Source organism: Ruegeria alba, from assembly GCF_022321465.1.
In the GTDB taxonomy this organism is placed as follows: domain Bacteria; phylum Pseudomonadota; class Alphaproteobacteria; order Rhodobacterales; family Rhodobacteraceae; genus Ruegeria_B; species Ruegeria_B alba.
The window spans coordinates 160,250-181,335 of record NZ_JAKOEM010000005.1 but is presented as its reverse complement, the minus strand read 5'-3'; the positions used below and the strand labels follow the sequence as shown (position 1 = coordinate 181,335).

General features: G+C 61.3%; 18 protein-coding genes. All 18 read left to right on the top strand.

What is annotated here, in order from left to right; translation table 11 throughout:
- The first annotated feature begins 12 nt into the window (after positions 1 to 12).
- The 18 genes from MB818_RS08780 to MB818_RS08695 all read left to right on the top strand — a co-directional run bounded on the left by MB818_RS08780 (position 13) and on the right by MB818_RS08695 (position 21,038).
- Positions 13 to 1,200: an APC family permease gene (locus MB818_RS08780; RefSeq protein WP_238904821.1), complete on the top strand. Its 1,188-nt coding sequence runs from the start codon at positions 13 to 15 to the stop codon at positions 1,198 to 1,200.
- The gene (locus MB818_RS08775) at positions 1,197 to 1,448 is read left to right on the top strand and encodes a DUF2484 family protein (protein WP_234143367.1); all 252 of its coding nucleotides are present in this window, start codon (positions 1,197 to 1,199) and stop codon (positions 1,446 to 1,448) included. Before MB818_RS08780 ends, MB818_RS08775 begins: the two co-directional genes overlap by 4 nt.
- A complete protein-coding gene (locus MB818_RS08770; RefSeq protein ID WP_234137723.1) occupies positions 1,445 to 1,690 on the top strand; it encodes a DUF2484 family protein in 246 nt (81 codons plus the stop codon). Before MB818_RS08775 ends, MB818_RS08770 begins: the two co-directional genes overlap by 4 nt.
- A gap of 5 nt (positions 1,691 to 1,695) precedes the next feature.
- Complete coding sequence (locus MB818_RS08765; protein WP_234137724.1) at positions 1,696 to 1,965, top strand: hypothetical protein; 270 nt, start codon at positions 1,696 to 1,698, stop codon at positions 1,963 to 1,965.
- Positions 1,958 to 2,239 carry a hypothetical protein gene (locus tag MB818_RS08760; protein WP_238904820.1) on the top strand — a complete coding sequence of 94 codons (282 nt, stop codon included), beginning with the start codon at positions 1,958 to 1,960 and terminating at the stop codon, positions 2,237 to 2,239. The genes MB818_RS08765 and MB818_RS08760 overlap by 8 nt, the downstream gene beginning before the upstream one ends.
- A gap of 68 nt (positions 2,240 to 2,307) precedes the next feature.
- The gene (gene murB / locus MB818_RS08755) at positions 2,308 to 3,225 is read left to right on the top strand and encodes a UDP-N-acetylmuramate dehydrogenase (RefSeq protein WP_238904818.1); all 918 of its coding nucleotides are present in this window, start codon (positions 2,308 to 2,310) and stop codon (positions 3,223 to 3,225) included.
- 109 nt (positions 3,226 to 3,334) lie between these two features.
- Positions 3,335 to 4,255, top strand: a complete 921-nt coding sequence (locus tag MB818_RS08750; RefSeq protein WP_238904816.1) for a D-alanine--D-alanine ligase — start codon at positions 3,335 to 3,337, stop codon at positions 4,253 to 4,255.
- The gene (locus MB818_RS08745; RefSeq protein ID WP_430539534.1) at positions 4,243 to 5,250 is read left to right on the top strand and encodes a cell division protein FtsQ/DivIB; all 1,008 of its coding nucleotides are present in this window, start codon (positions 4,243 to 4,245) and stop codon (positions 5,248 to 5,250) included. Before MB818_RS08750 ends, MB818_RS08745 begins: the two co-directional genes overlap by 13 nt.
- A gap of 8 nt (positions 5,251 to 5,258) precedes the next feature.
- Positions 5,259 to 6,593, top strand: a complete 1,335-nt coding sequence (gene ftsA / locus MB818_RS08740; protein ID WP_234138086.1) for a cell division protein FtsA — start codon at positions 5,259 to 5,261, stop codon at positions 6,591 to 6,593.
- A gap of 29 nt (positions 6,594 to 6,622) precedes the next feature.
- Positions 6,623 to 7,675 (top strand): acyltransferase family protein, encoded by a 1,053-nt coding sequence (locus MB818_RS08735; RefSeq protein ID WP_234137728.1) that lies wholly within the window; start codon positions 6,623 to 6,625, stop codon positions 7,673 to 7,675.
- Between the two features lie 336 nt (positions 7,676 to 8,011).
- Positions 8,012 to 9,643 carry a cell division protein FtsZ gene (ftsZ, locus tag MB818_RS08730; protein ID WP_234137729.1) on the top strand — a complete coding sequence of 544 codons (1,632 nt, stop codon included), beginning with the start codon at positions 8,012 to 8,014 and terminating at the stop codon, positions 9,641 to 9,643.
- A 212-nt stretch (positions 9,644 to 9,855) separates the two neighbouring features.
- Positions 9,856 to 10,776: a UDP-3-O-acyl-N-acetylglucosamine deacetylase gene (lpxC, locus tag MB818_RS08725; RefSeq protein WP_234137730.1), complete on the top strand. Its 921-nt coding sequence runs from the start codon at positions 9,856 to 9,858 to the stop codon at positions 10,774 to 10,776.
- Positions 10,777 to 10,926: 150 nt separating this feature from the next.
- Positions 10,927 to 11,781, top strand: a complete 855-nt coding sequence (locus MB818_RS08720; protein WP_234137731.1) for an outer membrane protein assembly factor BamD — start codon at positions 10,927 to 10,929, stop codon at positions 11,779 to 11,781.
- Positions 11,782 to 11,820: 39 nt separating this feature from the next.
- Positions 11,821 to 13,470: a DNA repair protein RecN gene (recN, locus tag MB818_RS08715; protein ID WP_238904814.1), complete on the top strand. Its 1,650-nt coding sequence runs from the start codon at positions 11,821 to 11,823 to the stop codon at positions 13,468 to 13,470.
- Between the two features lie 100 nt (positions 13,471 to 13,570).
- Positions 13,571 to 15,256: a chloride channel protein gene (locus MB818_RS08710; RefSeq protein ID WP_238904813.1), complete on the top strand. Its 1,686-nt coding sequence runs from the start codon at positions 13,571 to 13,573 to the stop codon at positions 15,254 to 15,256.
- A 598-nt stretch (positions 15,257 to 15,854) separates the two neighbouring features.
- Positions 15,855 to 19,265 carry a hypothetical protein gene (locus tag MB818_RS08705; RefSeq protein ID WP_238904811.1) on the top strand — a complete coding sequence of 1,137 codons (3,411 nt, stop codon included), beginning with the start codon at positions 15,855 to 15,857 and terminating at the stop codon, positions 19,263 to 19,265.
- Positions 19,266 to 19,867: 602 nt separating this feature from the next.
- Complete coding sequence (locus MB818_RS08700; RefSeq protein ID WP_238904810.1) at positions 19,868 to 20,041, top strand: hypothetical protein; 174 nt, start codon at positions 19,868 to 19,870, stop codon at positions 20,039 to 20,041.
- The gene (locus MB818_RS08695) at positions 20,028 to 21,038 is read left to right on the top strand and encodes a tyrosine-type recombinase/integrase (RefSeq protein WP_238904809.1); all 1,011 of its coding nucleotides are present in this window, start codon (positions 20,028 to 20,030) and stop codon (positions 21,036 to 21,038) included. Before MB818_RS08700 ends, MB818_RS08695 begins: the two co-directional genes overlap by 14 nt.
- The last annotated feature ends 48 nt before the right edge of the window (positions 21,039 to 21,086 follow it).

Below are 21,086 nucleotides of genomic sequence, written 5' to 3'. Positions count from 1 at the left end.
GGAGAGAGGATCATGGCCGCGCCACTGAAACGACGGATCGGATTGGGCCTGCTGACCGCCTATGGCATCGGTGTCATGGTGGGCGCGGGAATATATGTTCTGGTGGGTGCCGTGGCGGGCGATGCCGGTGTCTGGGCGCCGATCGCTTTTCTCTTGGCCGGTCTCATTGCGGCGCCCACCGCGCTCAGCTATGCCGAGTTTTCCACCCGCCTGCCCGAGGCGGCGGGCGAGGCCGCCTATGTGGGAACCGGACTGAACAGCCAATCTCTGGCGCTGTTGGTGGGTCTTGCCGTTGTGGTGGCGGGCACGGTTTCGGCCGGGGCGGTGCTGCGCGGCGGGGTCGGCTATCTGACCGCCGTGACCGAGATCGACCCGGTCTGGGCGATGATCGGCATCGGCGGCGCGCTGACGCTGGTGGCCATCGTCGGAGTGCTGGAAAGCCTGGCGCTGGCGGCGGTGTTCACCGTGGTCGAACTGGCCGGGCTGGCGCTGGTGGTCTGGGCCGGGCTGGGGGCCGACCCCTCGCCCGACTGGGTCGCCCCGGCGCCGCCTGTCTGGACCGGCATCGGGCTGGGCGGCGTTCTGGCTTTCTTCGCCTTCATCGGTTTCGAGGATATCGTCAACATGGCCGAAGAGGTCGAGGCGCCCGAGCGTACCCTTCCGCGCGCCATCCTGATCTCGCTGGTGGTGACCTCGGTGCTTTATGCGCTGGTGGCCTGGGCGGCGGTGCGCGCGGTGCCGCTGGCGGAGTTGGGTCAATCCGAAAGCCCGCTGGCGCTGGTCTGGCAACATGGGCGCGGCAGCGGCGCGGGCTTTCTGTCGGCCATCGCGGTATTTGCGGCGCTGAACGGCATCCTGGCGCAGATCGTCATGGCCACCCGCGTGCTTTACGGCCTGGGCGGGCGCAACCCGGCGCTGGCGCTCTTTCACAATGCCCATCCGCGGTTCGGCACGCCGGTGCTGGCAACGATCATGGTGGGGGCGGCGGTGATCTTTTGCGCGCTCTATGTGCCGGTCGAGACGCTGGCCGAGACCACCTCCTCGATCCTGCTGGCGGTGTTTGCACTGGTCAACGGCGCCTTGATCGTCCAAAAAAGACGCGCGCCCGAGGCGCGGTTCCGCGTTCCGATGGTGGTACCCGTTCTGGGGCTGGTGCTGTCGTTGGGGGCGCTGTCGGTTGCGGTAAGGGGAATTCTATGAGCTGGACAATCCTGTTGGGGGCCTTGTGGGTGATCGCCGCGACCGTGGTCGCGCTATTGCCCATGCGCCGCCAATATGCGCCGGGCCTGGTGCTGTTGATCTTGGCGCCCGTTCTGATCGTTGCCATCGGAATTGAGCACGGTATGCTGGTCGGCCTGCTGGCGTTGGCGGGGTTCGTGTCGATGTTCCGCAACCCGCTGCGCTATTTGTGGCGCAAGGCCTTTGGTCCGGCGGAGCGCGCCGAATGACCCTGTCGCTGATCCTGGCCTGTCTCTGGGCGGTGGCCGCCAATGTGCTGGCGATGCTGCCCAGCCGTGATCACCACTGGCGCCGCGCCTATGCGCTGATCGCGCTGGGCATCCCGCTGCTGGGCTATGTGACCTATGAGAATGGTCCCTGGATCGGGCTGGTGGTGCTGGCGGCCGGCATGTCGGTGCTGCGCTGGCCGGTCATCTATCTGGGGCGCTGGCTGCGGCGACCGCGCGCCTGACCGGGGTGGAGGCCGAATTTGCCATACCGCTTGCGCTTCTGGCCCTTGGACTGGCGGTGGGAGCGTTCCTGGCCCGGATCGGCGCCGCCCTCTGGGCCTTGTTGGGGGCGTTGCTGGCAGCGATTGCTGTCTGGCTGCTGATCTTTCACTCGCAACGGTTCGGATGGGAGGGGATGGGCCCCGGCATCGTCGCCATGCTGTTCTGCGCGCCACTGGGGCTGGGCCTGCTGCTGGGCGCCGGGATCGGATGTCTGAGGCGCCGTAGCGATGGATAATCTGCTGCTCTATGTCGTGTCCACGCTGCTGGGGCTGGGGGGCGCCTATCTGGGGCGCCGGCTGGCCCGCGCCGGTGGCTGGCGCCGGGTGCTCAGCCTTGCGATGATCGCCAGCGGCGCATTGGCGGGGCTGATGCTCTACGCTCAAAGCCTCGATGACCCCTGGGCCGCAATCGGCATAGCGGCGCTGTCGGCGCTGGGGCTGGGTCCGGTGATCCTGGGTCTTGTGCTGGGGGGATTTGTCGGCTGGGTCGGTTGGCGCCGCGGCGGCTGAGCTTTGGCGTTGTCCCGACCGGTGCTTCCGGGTTACATCCCCCCGACGTGACGAAAAGACGGGCGGACATGATCGACACAAGCGCAATTCGCGGCAAGCTGACGCCGAACCGGGACCTGTCCGAGCTGACCTGGCTCAGGGTGGGTGGGCCGGCGGATTGGCTGTTCCAGCCCGCCGATATCGCCGATCTGCAAGCTTTCCTGCGCATGCTTCCTGCCGAAGTGGCAGTGTTCCCCATGGGGGTCGGATCGAACCTGATCGTGCGGGATGGCGGTTTGCGCGCGGTGGTGATCCGGCTTGGGCGCGGCTTTAACGCAATCGAAGTGGCGGGGGATACAGTCACCGCCGGGGCCGCGGCGCTGGATGCGCATGTGGCCCGTCGGGCGGCGGATGCGGGTGTTGATCTGACCTTTCTGCGCACCATTCCCGGTTCCATTGGCGGGGCGGTGCGGATGAACGCGGGCTGCTATGGCAGCTACACGGCGGATGTGTTCCGCTCGGCCCAGGTGGTGCTGCGCTCGGGTGAGCTGGTGACACTGGGCTCAGCCGATCTCAACTTTCGCTATCGGCAGAGCGACCTGCCCGAGGGCGCGGTGCTGGTCTCGGCCAGTCTGCAAGGCGCTCCGGGCGACCCCGAGGCACTGCATGCCCGGATGCAGGCGCAGCTGGACAAGCGCGACCAGACCCAGCCCACCAGGGAGCGCAGCGCCGGGTCTACCTTTCGCAATCCGGCTGGGTTCTCCTCGACCGGGCGGGCGGATGATATCCATGATCTGAAGGCATGGAAGGTGATCGACGATGCCGGCATGCGCGGCGCCCGGCGCGGCGGCGCGCAGATGAGCGAGATGCATTCGAATTTCCTGATCAACACCGGTGGCGCCACGGCGGCGGATCTCGAAGGTCTGGGCGAAGAGGTGCGAAAAAAGGTTTACGACACCAGCGGCATAACGTTAGAGTGGGAAATCATGCGGGTCGGAGATCCGTAAGACGGCTAACATCCCGAAACCGCGAACCCTTTCAGGCCAAAACAGGGGGCGGAGTCCGGGGCAAAAAGCGGGTCGCCAAATAAGGCCCGGATGACATAGAGGCACTGAATTGGGTATGTCGAGCAGGACAAACCCCAAGGTGGCGGTATTGATGGGCGGACCCTCGGCCGAACGCGAGGTCTCGCTTGTTTCGGGGCGTGAATGCGCCGCCGCCCTGCGGGGAGAGGGTTTCGAGGTGGTGGAGCTGGATGCTGGCCCCGACCTCTGCGACCGGTTGCGCGCGATCGCGCCCGATGTCGTCTTTAACGCATTGCATGGTCGCTGGGGCGAGGACGGCTGCGTTCAGGGCCTGCTGGAATGGCTGCGCATCCCCTATACCAGCTCGGGTGTTCTGGCCTCGGCCCTGGCGATGGACAAGGAGCGCAGCAAGGAAGCCTATCGCGCTGCCGGACTGCCGGTCGCCGCCAGCCTGCTGGCCGAGCGTGGCGCCATCGAGGCGGCCCATCTGATGCAACCGCCCTATGTGGTCAAACCCTATAACGAAGGCAGCTCGGTCGGCGTCTATATCGTGACCGAGGCGGCGAATGGTCCGCCGGTCCTGGCGCCGGACCTGCCTGCGACCCTGATGGTCGAGGAATATGTTCCGGGCCGCGAGTTGTCGACCACCGTGCTGGGCGACCGGGCGCTGAGTGTGACCGATATCCTGACCGATGGCTGGTATGACTATCATGCCAAATACAGCCCCGGCGGATCGCGCCATGTGATCCCCGCTGACCTACCGCGTGAAATCTTCGAACTGTGCCTGGACTATGCCCTGCGCGCGCACAAGGCGCTGGGCTGCCGTGGCCTCAGTCGGACCGATTTCCGCTGGGACGAAAGCCGGGGCGTCGATGGGCTGTTCCTGCTGGAGACCAATACGCAACCGGGCATGACGCCCACCTCGCTGGCGCCCGAACAGGCGATTGCCGCTGGTATGACGTTCGGCCAGCTCTGCGCCTGGATGGTGGAGGATGCCTCGTGCGATCGCTGAGCCGCTTCCTGCTGCCGGTCCGGTTCCATCCACAACTGCCCGCCGGGCAGGACGCCGACTTTGACAGCGGCGCGGGCGATGCAGCACCTTTGGCCAGCGCCCTGCGGCTGGATGGGTTGTCGCGGCTGAAACCGGCGCCCAAACGCTCGGACCCGGCGCCGTCGCGGCTGAGCTACCGGGTTCAGCGTTGGATGCTGACACCGGGCATCCGCCTTGGCCTGCGGATCGGGGTGCCGTTCTGCCTGGTCTTTGCGCTGGGCAGTGCGTTTCTGGCCAGCGAACAGCGGCGCGATGCGCTCAATGCCTTTGTCGCCGATATTCGCGCCTCGATACAGGAGCGTCCCGAATTCATGGTCAACCTGATGGCCATCGACGGTGCCGGAACCCATCTGGCGGCAGATATTCGCGAGGTGGTGCCGATAGACTTTCCGATCAGTTCGTTCGAACTGGATGTCGAGCAAATCCGTGAGGTGATCGCGGGGCTGGACCCGGTCAAGAGCGCCACGGTGCGCATCCGTCCCGGCGGCGTGTTGCAGGTCGACGTGGTCGAGCGGCAGCCGGCGGTCGTCTGGCGCACCCGTGCCGGTGTCGAGATGCTCGACGAGACCGGCGCCCATGTGGATGACCTGCCGGAACGGGGGGCTCGCCCCGACCTGCCGCTGATCGCGGGCGAGGGGGCCGATGCCAATGTCGCCGAAGCGCTGCGCCTGATCCAGACCGCTCAGCCGCTGGGCGACCGGTTGCGCGGCCTGGTCTGGGTGGGCGAACGGCGCTGGGACCTGGTGCTGGACCGGGGGCAGGCGATCCAGTTGCCCGCCAAGCGCCCGGTGCAGGCGCTGGAACGGGTGCTGGCGGTGAACGAAGTGCAGGAATTGCTGGATCGCGATATCGCGGTCGTGGACATGCGGCTGGGCACACGCCCCACGATCCGCATGACCGAGGCGGCCTCGGCCGAGTGGTTGCGGGTCAGGAATACGGGCGGAAACGGGCAGTAAGACAGATGATGACGGATCTCTATCAGTCGCAGCGGGCAATGCGTCAGATGCGCCAACAGGCGATACAGCGGGGCGTGGTGGCCATTCTGGATGTGGGCAGTTCCAAGATTTCCTGCCTGATCCTGCGCTTTGACGGCAGCAGCCGCCTGTCTGATGACAGCGCCATCGGCTCGATGGCGGGCCAGACCGGGTTCCGGGTGATCGGCGCCGCCACCACCCGTTCACGCGGGGTGCAGTTCGGCGAGATCACCGCCATGCAGGAGACCGAGCGCGCGATCCGCACCGCATTGCAGGCGGCGCAGAAGATGGCCGATATCCGGGTCGATCACGTGATCGCCTGTTTCTCGGGGGCGAACCCGCGCTCCTATGGGCTGGATGCCAAGGTGGAACTGGAAACCCAGGTGGTGACCGAGGCCGAGATCGGCCGGGTGCTGAATGCCTGCGAGGTGCCCGAATACGGCGCCGGACGCGAGGTGCTGCATGCGCAGCCGGTGAACTTCGCGCTCGACAACCGCTCGGGCCTGATCGACCCGCGCGGGCAACTGGGTCAGAGCCTGGCGGTGGACATGCATATGCTGACGGTGGACGCCACCGCGATCCGCAACCTGGCCCATTGCATCAAGCGATGTGACCTGGAACTGGCTGGCGTCGCCAACTCGGCCTATGTTTCAGGTGTTTCGGCGCTGGTCGAGGACGAGCAGGAACTGGGGGCCGCCTGTATCGACATGGGCGGCGGCACCACGAGCATTTCGATCTTTCTCAAGAAACACATGATCTATGCCGATTGCGTGCGCATGGGCGGCGATCACGTGACCGGCGATATCTCGATGGGGCTGGGCGTGCCTACCGCCAACGCCGAGCGGATCAAGACCTTTTCCGGCGGCGTGCATGCCACCGGGGCCGATGACCGCGAGATGATCGACATCGGCGGCGATACCGGCGACTGGGAGCATGACCGCCGCACCGTCAGCCGGGCCGAGCTGATCGGCATCATGCGGCCGCGGGTCGAAGAAATCCTTGAGGAGGTGCGGGCGCGGCTGGATGCGGCCGGGTTCGAACATCTGCCAAGCCAGCAGATCGTGCTGACTGGCGGCGGCAGCCAGATCATGGGGCTTGATGGGCTGGCCAGCCGCATTCTGGGACAGCGCGTGCGCCTGGGCCGTCCCTTGCGGGTGCATGGCCTGCCGCAATCGGCCACCGGGCCGGGGTTTTCCTCGGTGGTGGGGTTGAGTCTGTTTGCCGCCCACCCGCAGGACGAATGGTGGGATTTCGAGGTCCCGGTCGACCGCTATCCCGCGCGCTCGTTGCGTCGGGCGGTCAAGTGGTTCCGCGATAACTGGTAGGGCGGTCGTTCGGCGAATGGGATAGGGCGATGACCGAGATACGATCACATACCGGACTGCGCGGGATTGCGGCGCTTCTGGTGGTCATCTTCCATTTTCGCGATGATCTTCATGGTTTTGCCGACCCCGACGGGTACACAGGTTTTTTTGCAACCTCGTACGTCTTCGTCGATCTGTTCTTTGTCCTGAGCGGCTTTATCCTCGCTCTTGTCTATGATGAGAGTTTCGAGCGGGGGGTGAACCAAGGCACCTATGCTCGCTTTCTTGTCTTTCGCCTTGCGCGGATTTATCCGCTGCACCTGCTGACGCTTGCGATCATGGTCGCGCTGACGATCCGGTCCGACCCAGGGGCCATGGCAAGTCAATGGCCAGATCTGGTGCAGAACCTGACGTTGACGCAGGCTTGGGGGTTTGTTGACCGCTTTGTGTTCAACTATCCGTCTTGGTCGATTTCTGCCGAATGGATGGCCTATATTTGTTTTCCTTTTTTTCTGACCATGTCACGACGGATGGTTCCGGCGCTGCTTCTATTGGCATCGGTTTCGCTCTGCCTCGGCTATCTGTGGGTGACGGGGAACGATCTGGCACTGAACGAACGCCTTAGTCTGCTGCGCGGTTTGCCAGCCTTTGCGGTCGGGCTCTTACTGTTTCGTCTGCGCGACACGTTCGCCGCCATGTCCGGTGGCTTGCTTTCGGTGGCGCAGATGGTCTTGGTCGTGAGCGTCTTGCTGATGCTGCATCGGGGCAACGATACGGTGCTTCTGGTTGTCTGTTTCGCGTTGATGGTCGGAGCCACCTGGCAGGATCGCGGTATCCTCTCGTTGGTTCTAAGCGGGCGGCTGGCCGTTTTGTTGGGACTATGGTCCTACTCCATATACATGCTGCATGTGCCGGTGCGCCATGTCATGTACTCGCTCTTTCCAAAGTTTGCCGGGTTCCCGGCGACAGATTGGGGTGGGGTCCCGTTTTTCTTGACCTGTCTGGTCGGGACGCTCGCCGTGTCGGCAGCCTCTTATCGCTATTTTGAGGCGCCGATGCGACGCCAGTGCAGAAATCTGTATGGGAGGCGTCAAGTAGCCTAAGGATTCCTTGATTTTTCAAAGTCTTGATTGTAGTTTGCCCGCAAAAGACAAAAATAGGCGGCAGAGCAGCCCCCAGATAAGTTTGCTAAGTAGCGTGCGCGAGCACGCTTTCCGCGCGCGGCGAGATCGACGGTGCGTGAGGAGTGTATCCTTTGCGGCGATCCACCAAATATAGCCAATCTCCACCACAGAACGGGAAAGACGGCAAATTTCTGCCCATATTTTGTGGCTTTTTTGCGATTTGGGCGTGACGAGCCGTCGCAATATCAGTAGGATTATCTGTGGATAGGTAAGAAAAATCCCGTGTAAGGCGGGGGTAAAACAGGCGGACAGAGCATGACATTGAACCTTTCGATGCCCGGACAGGATGAGTTGAAGCCGCGGATCACCGTTTTCGGGGTCGGGGGCGCTGGCGGCAACGCCGTCAACAACATGATTGAAAAACAGCTGGAAGGCGTCGATTTCGTCGTCGCCAATACCGACGCGCAGGCCCTACAGCAGAGCCATGCGCCCTCGCGCATCCAGCTGGGTGTCAAGGTGACCGAAGGGTTGGGCGCCGGAGCGCGAGCCACAGTGGGCGCCGCTGCCGCCGAAGAAAGCATCGAGCAGATCGTTGATCATCTGGCCGGGGCGCATATGTGCTTCATCACCGCTGGCATGGGTGGCGGCACCGGCACCGGCGCCGCTCCGATCATCGCGCAGGCCGCGCGGGAACTGGGTGTGCTCACCGTGGGCGTGGTGACCAAGCCGTTCCAGTTCGAAGGCGCAAAGCGCATGCGTCAGGCTGAGGATGGTGTCGACGCGCTGCAAAAGGTGGTCGACACGCTGATCATCATTCCGAACCAGAACCTGTTCCGCCTGGCCAACGAAAAGACCACCTTTACCGAAGCCTTCAGCATGGCCGACGACGTACTCTATCAAGGCGTCAAGGGCGTGACCGACCTGATGGTGCGCCCGGGCCTGATCAACCTCGACTTTGCCGACGTTCGCGCCGTGATGGACGAGATGGGCAAGGCGATGATGGGCACCGGCGAGGCCGCAGGCGAGGACCGCGCCGTGCAGGCCGCCGAAAAGGCGATTGCCAACCCGCTGTTGGATGAAATCAGCCTGAACGGCGCTAAGGGCGTGTTGATCAACATCACCGGCGGCCATGACCTGACTCTGTTCGAACTGGACGAGGCGGCCAATATCATTCGCGAGAAGGTCGACCCTGACGCCAATATCATCGTTGGCTCGACCTTGGATACCTCGATGGACGGCGCAATGCGGGTGTCGGTCGTTGCGACCGGCATCGACGCGGTGGATGTGCAACATGATATGCCTGTACCGCGCCGTCCAATGAATGCGCCGCTCAAGCATCGGGTGGCTGCTGAAGAAAAGCCTGCGCCGCTGACATTGGAACAGCCTGCTGCCGAGGAACCCGTGGCGCTTGTCGCCGAGGAACCAAGCCTTTTCGAAGGCATGGATGTCGAGCAAGTCGCTGCCCATGACCTGGGAGAAGATATCCTGGATACAAGCGACGAGCCGGAGCTGCTGGACGATGACGGTTTGCCGCCGCCGGCCTATCAGCCCCAGGTGCCCGCGTTCCAACCGCGTGCCTATGTCGAGGAAGAAGAAGCAGCGGTCGAGAGTTTTGTTGCACCGCGCGCTTCCGCACCCGGCACACCTTCGCCCGAGGCGATGCGCCGGCTTCAGGCCGCGGCGCAAAAAGTACCGCCGGCAGCGCCTCAGCAGGTGCAACGGGCACCGTTGCAGCCAGCCGGAGAGAAGCCCCGTTTCGGCTTCAACCGGTTGATCGACCGGATGACCGGACACGCACCGGATACGCCTGCCGAACGAGGCGCTGCACCAGCGCGAAAGCAGCCGGTAATGCGCCCGAGTGACGCAACGGCACCCGCGCATTCCGAGGTGGACCCTGATCAAGAGCGGATCGAAATTCCCGCCTTCCTGCGCCGTCAAGCCAACTGATAGCGGTCACAAGTAGAGCAAGCAAGGCCGCCTGAGGGCGGCCTTTTTACGTTACATATCAGCACGTTGAACTCTCGAAGGCGGGGTTCCGCCTATCCGATTTCCGCATGTTTCAAACCGTTACAAAGATTGAGTTGAGCCCTGAGCGAGGCTCACTTACCTGATGGTCAACACAGCTCCTTGAGGCTGTAGGCAACCGTCAGAGGCCTATCTTGCAACATACGCTGAAATCCTCGGTCACCTTCCAGGGCATTGGTCTGCATGGGGGCAAACCCGTCCGCATGACCCTTCGCCCAGCCGCAGCCGGATACGGCATCTGGTTCAAACGGACGGATATCGAGATCGGCGATGCGATGATCCCCGCGATTTATGATCTGGTCGACCGCACCCCGCTGTGCACCCGTCTGGTGAACGCCGCCGGAGTGTCGGTCTCGACGGTTGAACACATCATGGCCGCACTTGCGGGTTGCGGCGTGCATAATGCCCTGATCGAGTTGGACGGGCCTGAAGTGCCGATTATGGATGGGTCCGCGGTCGACTTCGTGCGCGGTATCATGTCGCGCGGCGTGCGGCAGCAGGCCTCTCCCGTTTTGGCTTATGAAGTGCTGAAGACCCTTACCGTCGAAAAGGACGGTGCGCGCGCGACGCTGATGCCGTCGGATGGGCTGGAGATCGAATTCGCCATTGATTTCGAGGATGCCGCCATCGGTCGCCAGACCCGCCGCATGGATATGCGCAACGGCAGCTTTGCACGCGAACTGAGCGACAGCCGTACCTTTTGTCGACGCGGCGATGTGGAGGCTATGCGCGCCAACGGTCTGGCTTTGGGTGGCACTCTCGAAAACGCGGTGGTTGTCGACGGCGATGAAATCTTGACGCCAGGGGGGCTGCGTCACGCCGATGAAGCGGTGCGTCACAAGATGCTCGATGCGCTGGGCGATCTCTACATGGCAGGGGGGCCGATTCTGGGCCGCTATGTCGGTGAGAAGGCCGGGCACGCCCTGACCAACGCCCTGCTGAGGGCATTGTTTGAAACGCCGGGCGCAGTTCGTCCTGTCCTGTGTACCCCGGAACAGGCAGCGCGCCTGCCCGGACAAGGACTGGTCTGGGCTGAAATCCCCAGGGTTGCCTGAAACAGCCCAGATACACCCAGCACTTACCTCTGATCGCCCGGCCTCGTGCCGGGCGATGCTTATAAGGCGTTTTGCAGCGGAATTTAATGTGCTAGACCAAGGCCCAAACGGGGGATACACCTCGCACGCAAGACGACAAGGACTAGCGGTATGATTGGCAGCAGGGCAGGTACCAGACTGGTTGGCGCACTTCTTTTGGCGACGTTCCTGGCGGCCTGCGACGGCGGTGGTTTTCGCACCGCGGCGGACCGCAGCCAGAATCTGGACGGCTATACGCCGGAACAGATATTCGAGCGCGGCGAATATGAGCTGTCGGTCAAGCGGACCGACGACGCGGCCTATTACTTTTCCGAGGTCGAGCGGCTTTATCCCTATTCCAACTGGGCCAAGCGCGCGCTGATCATGCAGGCCTTTGCCTATCATTCCGGCAAGGATTATCCCGAAAGCCGTGCCGCCGCGCAGCGTTACATCGACTTCTACCCGGCGGACGAGGACGCGGCCTATGCCCAGTATCTGCTGGCGCTCAGCTATTACGACCAGATCGACGAGGTCGGGCGCGACCAGGGCCTGACATTTCAGGCGTTGCAGGCGCTGCGCACGGTGATCGAGGTCTATCCCGACAGTGAATATGCCACTTCGGCGATCCTGAAATTCGATCTGGCCTTCGACCATCTTGCCGCCAAGGAGATGGAGATCGGCCGCTATTACCTGCGCCGCCAGCATTATTCGGCGGCGATCAACCGGTTCCGCGTTGTGGTCGAGGATTTCCAGACCACGACCCACACAGCCGAGGCGCTGCACCGCCTGGTCGAGGCATATCTGTCTCTGGGTTTGGTGGAAGAGGCGCAGACGGCTGGCGCGATCCTGGGTCACAACTACCAATCCTCGGAATGGTACGAGGCGAGCTACAAGCTCTTGACCGCGCGCGGGCTGAAGATGCGCGATGTCGGCAACAACTGGCTGAGCCAGATTTACCGGCAGTCGATCAAGGGGCAGTGGTTGTAACAGGGCGACGGGCCATCGGCCCGTCCTGCGGAGCTTACGATGCTGCGGGCGCTTGAAATCCGGGACATGCTGATCATCGACAGGCTGGAGTTGGACTTCCGGCCCGGTCTCAACGTGCTGACCGGCGAGACCGGGGCGGGCAAGTCGATCCTGCTCGACAGCCTGGGCTTTGTGCTGGGCTGGCGGGGCCGGGCCGAACTGGTGCGCCAAGGTGCCGAGCAGGGCGAGGTCATCGCCGAGTTCGATCTGGTCCCCGGGCACCCAGCCCATGCAGTACTGGCCGAGGCCGGCCTGCCCGGCGGTGACACGCTGCTGATGCGCCGGGTCAACACCGCCGACGGGCGCAAGACCGCCTGGGTCAACGACCGCCGCTGTTCCGGCGAGGTGCTGCGGGCGCTTTCCGAGACGCTGATCGAGCTGCATGGCCAGCATGACGACCGCGGCCTGCTGAACCCGCGCGGCCACCGGGCGATGCTGGACACATATGCCGGTCTGACGGTCGAGCTTGAGGCGGTTCGCGCGGCCTGGTCCGCACAATCCAAGGCCCGCAAGACAGTGGCGGCCACCGAGGCGGTGCTGGAGGCGGTACGCGCCGAAGAGGAATATCTGCGCCACGCGGTCGGAGAACTCGACACGCTCGACCCGCAGCCGGGAGAAGAGGCCGAGTTGGACGCCCGCCGCCGCCTGATGCAGGGGGCCGAACGTATCCGCGACGATGTCGCCCGCGCCTTTGCCCTGATCGGCAGCGATGGGGCCGAGGGCGCCATGAGCGACGCGATCCGCTGGCTCGACGGGGTCGCCGACAGGGCCGAGGGTCGGCTGGAGACCGCCGTTGCGGCGCTGGGCCGGGCGCTGATCGAGCTGGGAGAGGCGCAGTCGGGGGTCGAAGACTGTCTGGATGCGCTCCAGTTCAATCCGGCGGAGCTGGAAGAACTGGAGGAACGTCTGTTCGCGATCCGGGCGCTGGCGCGCAAGCATGGCGTTGCCCCGGACGAGCTGGGCCCGTTTGCAGACACCCTGCGCGGCAAGCTGGCGGCACTGGATGCGGGCGATGCCGATCTGGCGGCGCAACGCGCGGCGTTGGCCAAGGCCGAGGCCGCCTATGAGGCGGCGTCGGCGGCGCTGTCGCAGGCCCGCCAGGCCTCGGCCGGGGAACTGGACGCGGCGGTGATGCACGAATTGACTCCGCTCAAGATGGAGCGCGCGGTGTTCCAGACCCGGATCACCGAGGGCGAGCCCGGCCCCGAGGGGCGTGACACGGTCGCATTCGAGGTGGCCACCAATCCCGGCGCGCCCGCCGGGCCGCTGAACCGCATCGCCTCGGGCGGCGAACTCAGCCGCTTTCTGCTGGCGCTCAAGGTCTGTCTGCGCGGCGATGATGGCGGCAAGACGATGATCTTTGACGAGATCGACCGCGGCGTCGGCGGCGCCACCGCCGATGCGGTGGGCCGGCGGCTCGAAGCGCTGGCAGGCGCGGGGCAGGTGCTGGTGGTGACCCACTCGCCGCAGGTGGCCGCGCGCGGCGCTCATCACTGGAGGGTGCAGAAACGGGTCGAGGCGGGCGCGACCCTGTCGACCGTGGTGGCGCTGTCGGAGCCCGAGCGGGAGGACGAGATCGCCCGCATGCTGTCGGGCGATACCGTGACCGAGGCCGCCCGCGCCGCCGCCCGCGCCCTGCTCGACGCCTGATGGCAACACTGGCGCGCAAGCCGGTGAGACTCAACGGATTTTTCCTTTCCTGACAGTCCCCGGTGTCCTAGTAAGGGTAAAAGACCTTCGCGAGTGCGTGATGACCCAATCCACCCGCACTGTTCTGGTGCAGCAGTTTCTTCAGGCCAAGGCCGAGATCGGTGATGCCTGGCAGGTATTGCGCCATCGCGGTCCCAGTCAGGTCCAGTTCTGGTTCATCGCGCTTGCCATTGGCGTGGCGGCCGGTGTGGCTGCGGTTGTTTTTCGCAAGGGAATCAATGCCTTGCAGTCGGTTCTTTACGGCAACGAGGGTGTGCGCCTGTTGCACAGCCATGCGGAACACCTGCCCTGGTTCTGGCTTTTGCTGATCCCTACCCTTGGCGGGCTGGTGGTCGGGCTGATCCTGCACAAGACCACGCCCGATGGTCGCGTCCGTTCGGTCGCCGATGTGATTGAGGGTGCGGCGCTCACCGATGGCCGGGTCGAGATGCGGGCCGGGATCGGCTCGATGCTGGCCTCGCTGATCACGCTCAGCTCGGGCGGATCGACAGGGCGCGAGGGGCCGGTGGTGCATATGGCCGGGGTGATCTCGACCTGGGTCTGCCAGCGCATCAATGCCGACGGGATCACCGGGCGCGACCTTCTGGGCTGCGCGGTGGCGGCGGCGGTTTCGGCCAGCTTCAACGCCCCCATCGCCGGGGCGCTGTTTGCGCTCGAGGTGGTGCTGCGCCATTTCGCGGTGCATGCCTTTGCGCCCATCGTCATCGCCTCGGTCGCGGGCACCGTGATCAACCGGCTCGACCGGGGCGATGTAACCGAATTTGCGCTCAACACCCCCGGCGCGCTGCAATTCTACGTGGAATTGCCCGCCTTTCTGTTGCTGGGCCTGGTCTGCGGTCTGGTTTCGCTGTTGCTGATGCGCTCGATCTTTCTGGCCGAGGACCTGGGCACCCATGTGCAGAACAGCCTGCGCATGCCACGCTGGCTGCGCCCGGCGGTATCGGGCGCGCTACTGGGACTGCTTGCGATCTGGTTCCCGCATATTATCGGGGTCGGTTACGAGACCACGATCTTGGCGCTGAGCGGTGAGATGGCGCTTGGCACCGCGATCCTGTTTGCGGTGATTAAGACGGTGGCGCTGGCGCTGACCATGGGCGGGCGCATGGGGGGCGGGGTGTTCTCGCCCTCGCTGATGATCGGAGCGCTGACCGGGCTGGCCTTTGGCCTGATCGCCACGCGGGTGCTGCCGGATGTGTCGGGGACCCATGCGCTTTATGCCTTTGCCGGGATGGGGGCGGTGGCGGCGGCGGTGCTTGGGGCGCCGATCTCGACCACGCTGATCGTGTTCGAACTGACCGGCGACTGGCAGATCGGCCTGGCGGTGATGGTTTCGGTCAGCATGTCGACGGCGCTGGCGTCGCGGCTGGTGGACCGGTCCTTTTTCCTGACCCAACTGGAGCGGCGCGACGTTCACCTGGCGGCGGGTCCGCAGGCCTATCTGCTGGCGATGCTGCGCACAGGCGCGGTGATGCGGCCACTGGGCGATCCGCGCTGTCTGGATCGCCCCGGCTGCGAGGCGCTGATCGCCGACGGAGTCTGCGTGCCCGCCAGCGCCACGCTCGAAGCGGCAATGCCCTGGTTCGATCGCGACGAACATCCCTGTATCCCGGTTGTGGTCCGAGAAGAGGACGGCAGCGAATCCCCGGTCGGTGCGCTCTATCATATAGACGCGCTCAAGGCCTATACCCGCGCGCTCGCCGCCACCGCCGCCGAGGAGCATTCCTGACAAGCGGGCATTCGCCGAGAACCTCTTTGAGGACAGTGTCAGCGCTTTTCGGGGAACTGCTTTCGGAGAAATGGAGGCGAGTACCGGAATCGAACCGGTGTACACGGATTTGCAAGACTAGGTATCCTACTGATAAGAAATGATAATCTGCTTAGACGGGTGAAAAAATTCAGCAGAACAGATGGGGAATGTTTAGATCGCCTCTTCGGACTATTCAGCCTCGCAGTAAGACGATAACTGGAACTGTTCGAAAGGCTGCAGCTTGAAAAAAGCAAGTGAAACGATCGGCCCAAAGCCGACCTCCGTCGGCCCGTCACGACGCTGCGTTGCAGCCCGTCGAAGGAGACATTCGCTGCGGCTGCAAGCAGCCGGTTTTTCCTGGCACTTTGGCAAAGCGTTGCGCTTGCAGGCTCCGTTGGTTTCCGTAGGAGACTCATTTGACCGTCTTATGATTGACTGGTCACTTTCCCTTGCGTACTGCGGTTGCAATCTGCCATGCCTAAGATGCTACATCTAGGGCAGCTTGCGCGACAGCACACATCGTATGCGAAGTAAGGTCGAGCAATTGGCGGCTGCGCCTTCGGCAAGGAATTACAGTGTGACCGATACGGAAGAACCTAACAGTGAAATAATGCCAAAGGCCATATTGCCCTCCGACTACATGCGCGCAAGACGGCCAGAGCAGTTTTCCGACACCCAAGATGCGGATGAGCAAATCTTGGAGCGCGGCTTTTTTGAATATCACCTTGATACACTCACCAGCCGAAACGAAGAAAAGCTCTTTGAGCACTTTGCCAAAAAACTCTGCCAGAAACTGATTTGCCCCAACCTGATACCACAGACAGGGCCTACGGGCGGCGGCGATAGCAAGGTTGACTCAGAGACCTACCCTGTAAGCTCTGAGATTGCAGATCGCTGGTTTCTTGGGGTGGATGCCGCATCTGAGCGTTGGGGGTTTGCTTTTAGTGCCAAGCAAGACTGGCGGCCAAAATGCAAATCAGACATCAAGAAAATCGCAGAAACTAATCGCGATTATAGAGCGGCCTACTTTGTCACCAACCAGTTTGTCCCAGATCGCAAGCGCGCCGAACTTGAAGATGAGCTGACCAAAGAACACGGCTTTTCGGTTCGGATTCTTGACCGTAGCTGGCTGGTTGAAGTGGTAATCGATAAAGGCAATGAGGATATTGCCATTGATACGCTTGGGCTCAGCGTACCAACATACAGCAGAAAAAAGATCGGGCGCGGCGATCAAGAAAAGATCGAAGCCCTAGAACATCTAGAAAATCGTATATCTGATCTCACGCAGCGACCAAGCGTTGATCTTGATTTAGTTGATGATTGCCTTGAAGCAGCCATCTATAGCCGTGAGCTTGAAGAAACGCGTGAGATTACAGAAGGCCGATTTGAGAGAGCAGAGCGCCATGCCCGCGAAGTTGGCGTTCAGCGCCTCATCCTATCGGTCATCTATCAGCGCGCCTGGACAGCTTGCTACTGGTTCAATGACTTTTCAGCTGTCTCATCGCTCTATGATGAAATCGAAGAAATTGCCCTTGCCAGCGACCGCAGCGAGGATGTGGAGTGCGCCGTCAATATCTGGCAATCGCTTAATTCCCTAAATGAAAACGGTCTCTTAACAGAGCCCGATAAGCACAAGGAACGAACAGATCGTCTGCTTTGTCACTTGGAAAACGTGGCCGCAGAGATAGACCGGCCTAATAACGCTGCGAATGCGAGAGGCTTTCTGATCCTTGTTCGGATCATACTTGAGCGCGAAGATGCAGAGCGCGTTGGCGAGCACCTTCAAGACATCGACCGCCTATTTGAGGACGCACAGAATCTTGGCGGATTCCAGTTTCAGAGGTTTCGGGAGATATTCGAGTTCTTTGGGCAGGTGTTCGGCGAGCATCCTGCCTATGATGAGGTTTTTGAATCGGTTCTAACCATTGTCGAGAAGAGAAACAGCGAGAGCGCGGCAGGGCAGCAGCTCTATGAGCGCGGAATACAGAAAATACATGCTGATCATCCATATGATGCCATTCGCTTTCTTGGCAGGGCGATGGCGAGGTTCATCAAGTATGAAGAGCGTCGCCATCTTGAATCTTGCCTAGGGGGCCTTGCGCAAGCCTACGGCGCATGCGGATTATTTTGGGCGGAATACTGCGCTCTTATGTCCTTGTTATCTATGCTTCTTAAGCGCTTTGAGGATGATCACAGCATCCACGTGCGCAATGGCATGAGAGTTATCAGCGCGCAGCTCACATGGAATTGCCTGCGAACCGGTAACGTCCCAGGCTTCCTTTACTTCTATAAGCTGGAAAAAATCTTGGAGGCCCGCCAGCAGGAAGAAGCAGGGGAGGCCGAGGATAAGTCCGGCGGCGATGAGATAAACACAAGGGATATCATCCTTTCCATTGCACTCCTTCAGGTATCAAATAACCAAATCAATACTTTAGCCTATTTGCCCGATCATCTTGAGCAGCTTGGTTTGCTCATGTCGTGCTTGGCGATCAACTTTTTGCTGGGCGGTACCAAACGGCTAAGACAAGAGAATTTTTTTCCCGTTTCAGCATCCGATGAAGAAATCTGGGAGATGATTTCCCAGGCGCTCTCGCAGCCCGCAAGGAAGCAAGTCCCTGATACGATTGAACTAAGGGATGGCGAGAGCGCAGTCCTTCACTCAATGCTCTTAGGGGCCGAATGGAAGGTTGTTGTAGAAAACGATTTCCAAACAGTAAGGGTTGCCCAGAGCTTTTTGGGCTTCCTAGAGGCGCTACTTGCAACAAGCCTGAATGAAGAAATCATCCCGACGGCAGCCACCATCGAACTGAGGTTCTGTGCACTTGCACATGATGACCCGAGCGCTCATCCGCTCCTGTCTTTCCAAGAGGATGAAAATCACAATTACTGCGAGATTTTGGTAAACACCAAGCGATTTGAGCGGGCTAGCGAGTATATGCCTGCCATGCGCGATGCTTTCATGGAGATGTTTGCGCGGGTACTCACAACCTTCACAATGATCCGCGATGTTGAAGGGTTCCTTGACCGCATCGCAGGTCAGGAAGAAGGGTTTAACCGCGCTTTGATCTTCTCTGACATGGTGACGACCGCCACAAACGTCTTTTCTAATCCGAGCGAGGAGACGCTAGAAGAGTTCGTAGCCAAGGCGCAGCCCATCGAAGATACCGTCAGCGCAAGTTTTAAGGCTAAACTTCAAAGCGTTGTGGAGGCCAGCAAGCCGTCCGAAGAAAGTGATGAGGATGGTTTCAATCCTGGCAAGGGGGAACCCCCACCCGATCTAGTGGATTTTGATAGGCTCTCGCACAGGCAGCGCCGGGTATTATCACCCATTAATCTGAAAAAGTGGGACAAAGCTGGCTGGATAGGTGTTGCCATGGGCACGTACCCAGGCGTAACGCCGATCCTTGGGCTCATCTTTGAAAACGAAGGTGCGGCAACGAGCATCTTCCAAGATTGGCGTAACCAGTGCGGTGAAGAAGATGTCGATGATGCCATTCGCGTTGCCATCGTCAGAGGTCTTACGGTCAGTGATCCGCACGGCTACGGCCTAATAATTGGCGCCAACTGGCAGAAGGCTAAATCGCAGCCAGGCGAGATGATGGTCACAATCTCACGCATTAAGCACATGGAACACCCAAACCCTCAGAATCTTGAGAGGTTTATTCGGGAGTATCAGAACTTTGGCGGGTTCTTGTTGGCGCCCGCGATATCTGTAGACGGTTTCAAGGACGTGCATTTTGTCAGTGGGGTGGCATTAGCTAAGCGCGATCTTCACATAAGACAGGCTTGGGAAATCGGTGAGAACGATCCAGATAGCACAATCCTACTGCCTGAGCATGAGCCGATCATACCCGATGGAGTTGATGATCCGCCGGTCAACGCTCTGATGGCACGTAAGCGTACCCGTGCAGCAGAAGAAGCCTCAAAGCGCACTGGCAAGGGAAAACCTCGCAAAAAAAGTAAGCATAAAAGGATGTGGAGGCCGTGAAAGCCTAGGTGACTATCCGACGAATAGAGAGATTATCGACTCCGAGTGACCGCTTCTCTGGTTTGTGCACGGCACAGTTGCACTTGCATCTAAAATCCGCTTCCCGCCCAACGCGAATTCGTGCGGAGAGCCGTTTAGAAGGCGCCCCAGAGGCGCGGAAGTGTTATTCCGTGACTCCCTGCGTGCAAAATGAACCAAGGGCGCTCCAGCAAGCTATTTGGCGCGTCTGTTCCATTGATTGACGCTGGCTCGGTTCTGCGACCTAGCAGCAACACAGCCCCGTTCCTCCGGAGACCTCAAGTATCGGAGGAGGAGCGGGGCGGGCCACCTCATGCATACATTACTTGTTGGGATATGCAGTTAGTGACACCACTTCTGTTCGACGCGTCAGCGCGGCGTCAGAAGTCGTGGAACGTTACAAAAAGTGCCATTTTCGATCACGAATTGTTTCAAGCGGTATATGCAGTTAGTGACACCAACTGAAAAGCTCGGTTGCTTGCCCGGAATCGCGTTTCTAGACTCAACCCTACAAGTAGTTTGCATGAGGACGAGGCCTCATTCAGCCACCCGGCTGCGCGAACTTAAGGGTTAAGGAGCTGGCGATGTCGTTGGGAACAATTGAGAAAAAGGCACTCAGTTTGCTCAGTGCGTTGGAGAGGGCGGGCAAGTCGGTCAGCTCTGTCGCGGTCGAAGGCCGCAGGATCGAGATACTGCTTGCCACCGGAGAGGCCATCGACGAGTTCGATAAGCTGGAGATGCGTCATGGCAAAGCGTGAGCTACCCAAGCACGTCTACCGTCAAAGGAACGGGATCTACTTTCAACGTCGTGGCTGGCCGTCCCGCAAGTTCCAGAACGAATTCGGGACACCAGAGTTTTGGAAAGAATACGCGGACATTCTGTCGGGCGAGAGGCAGGCCCCGCGCGTTGTATCGCGCAATTTCTCCGCCTTAGTTGACCATTATCGCAGATCGCCCAAGTACAAGCGCCTGAAGCCGCGTACCGCGCTCGACTACGACAAGTATCTCGATTTTTTCAAGTCCATCATGGGCGACGCCAACCCGGCGGCGATGAAGCGCAAGGATGTGATCCGGTTGCGCGATGCGAATGCTGAGAAGGCGTATTTCGCAAACTACTCTCTGCGGGTTCTCCGTGTGCTGATGGAGTACTGCGTCGATCTCGGTTGGCGGGAGACAAACCCCGCTAAGGGCGTTCCCGAGTTAAAGACCGAGAAATCAGAGCGAGAGCCATGGCCGCTGGAACTGCTGGACGCCTATCGGGCGGATTGCCCACTCGGCACCAGAGAACGGCTGGTGATGGAGCTGTGCGTCGGTACAGGGCAGAGGATCGGGGACGTGCTGGAAATGCGCTGGTCCGATATTCAGGACGGTGCGTTTGTCATTCGGCAGAATAAGACCGGCAAGGAACTCTGGGTGCCAATCCTGCCAGAGCTGCACGCAGCCCTTGGCGCTGCAAGTCGGCATTCGGTGTTCATACTTACCAATGAGCGCGGAACTAACCGCTGGTCCTATCGTGGCGCATCGCAGGCGGTAAGGAACGTCAGAGAGCGCATCGGCGCTGTCGATTACGACATCCACAGTTGGCGCTACAACGCGGCCTGTGAACTGGTCGAAGCTGGATGCAGTGACGACCTTGTCGCCGCTGTGACGGGCCAGAGTCCAGCCATGGTTCTGCACTACACCAAGAAGGTCCGACAGAAGATCAGAGCCATTCAGGCACAGCAAAAGAGAACGGAACAAAAACGGAATGTTTAGAAGTTTGTTTAGACCACGATAAGCGGTCAAAGACTGCAAGCGTCTAAG

Coding starts and splice junctions, on each gene's coding strand:
- MB818_RS08780 (WP_238904821.1), top strand. CDS start 13: ATGGCCGCGCCACTGAAACGACGGATCGGATTGGGCCTGCTGACCGCC.
- MB818_RS08775 (WP_234143367.1), top strand. CDS start 1,197: ATGAGCTGGACAATCCTGTTGGGGGCCTTGTGGGTGATCGCCGCGACC.
- MB818_RS08770 (WP_234137723.1), top strand. CDS start 1,445: ATGACCCTGTCGCTGATCCTGGCCTGTCTCTGGGCGGTGGCCGCCAAT.
- MB818_RS08760 (WP_238904820.1), top strand. CDS start 1,958: ATGGATAATCTGCTGCTCTATGTCGTGTCCACGCTGCTGGGGCTGGGG.
- murB (WP_238904818.1), top strand. CDS start 2,308: ATGATCGACACAAGCGCAATTCGCGGCAAGCTGACGCCGAACCGGGAC.
- ftsA (WP_234138086.1), top strand. CDS start 5,259: ATGACGGATCTCTATCAGTCGCAGCGGGCAATGCGTCAGATGCGCCAA.
- MB818_RS08735 (WP_234137728.1), top strand. CDS start 6,623: ATGACCGAGATACGATCACATACCGGACTGCGCGGGATTGCGGCGCTT.
- ftsZ (WP_234137729.1), top strand. CDS start 8,012: ATGACATTGAACCTTTCGATGCCCGGACAGGATGAGTTGAAGCCGCGG.
- MB818_RS08720 (WP_234137731.1), top strand. CDS start 10,927: ATGATTGGCAGCAGGGCAGGTACCAGACTGGTTGGCGCACTTCTTTTG.
- recN (WP_238904814.1), top strand. CDS start 11,821: ATGCTGCGGGCGCTTGAAATCCGGGACATGCTGATCATCGACAGGCTG.
- MB818_RS08710 (WP_238904813.1), top strand. CDS start 13,571: ATGACCCAATCCACCCGCACTGTTCTGGTGCAGCAGTTTCTTCAGGCC.
- MB818_RS08700 (WP_238904810.1), top strand. CDS start 19,868: ATGTCGTTGGGAACAATTGAGAAAAAGGCACTCAGTTTGCTCAGTGCG.
- MB818_RS08695 (WP_238904809.1), top strand. CDS start 20,028: ATGGCAAAGCGTGAGCTACCCAAGCACGTCTACCGTCAAAGGAACGGG.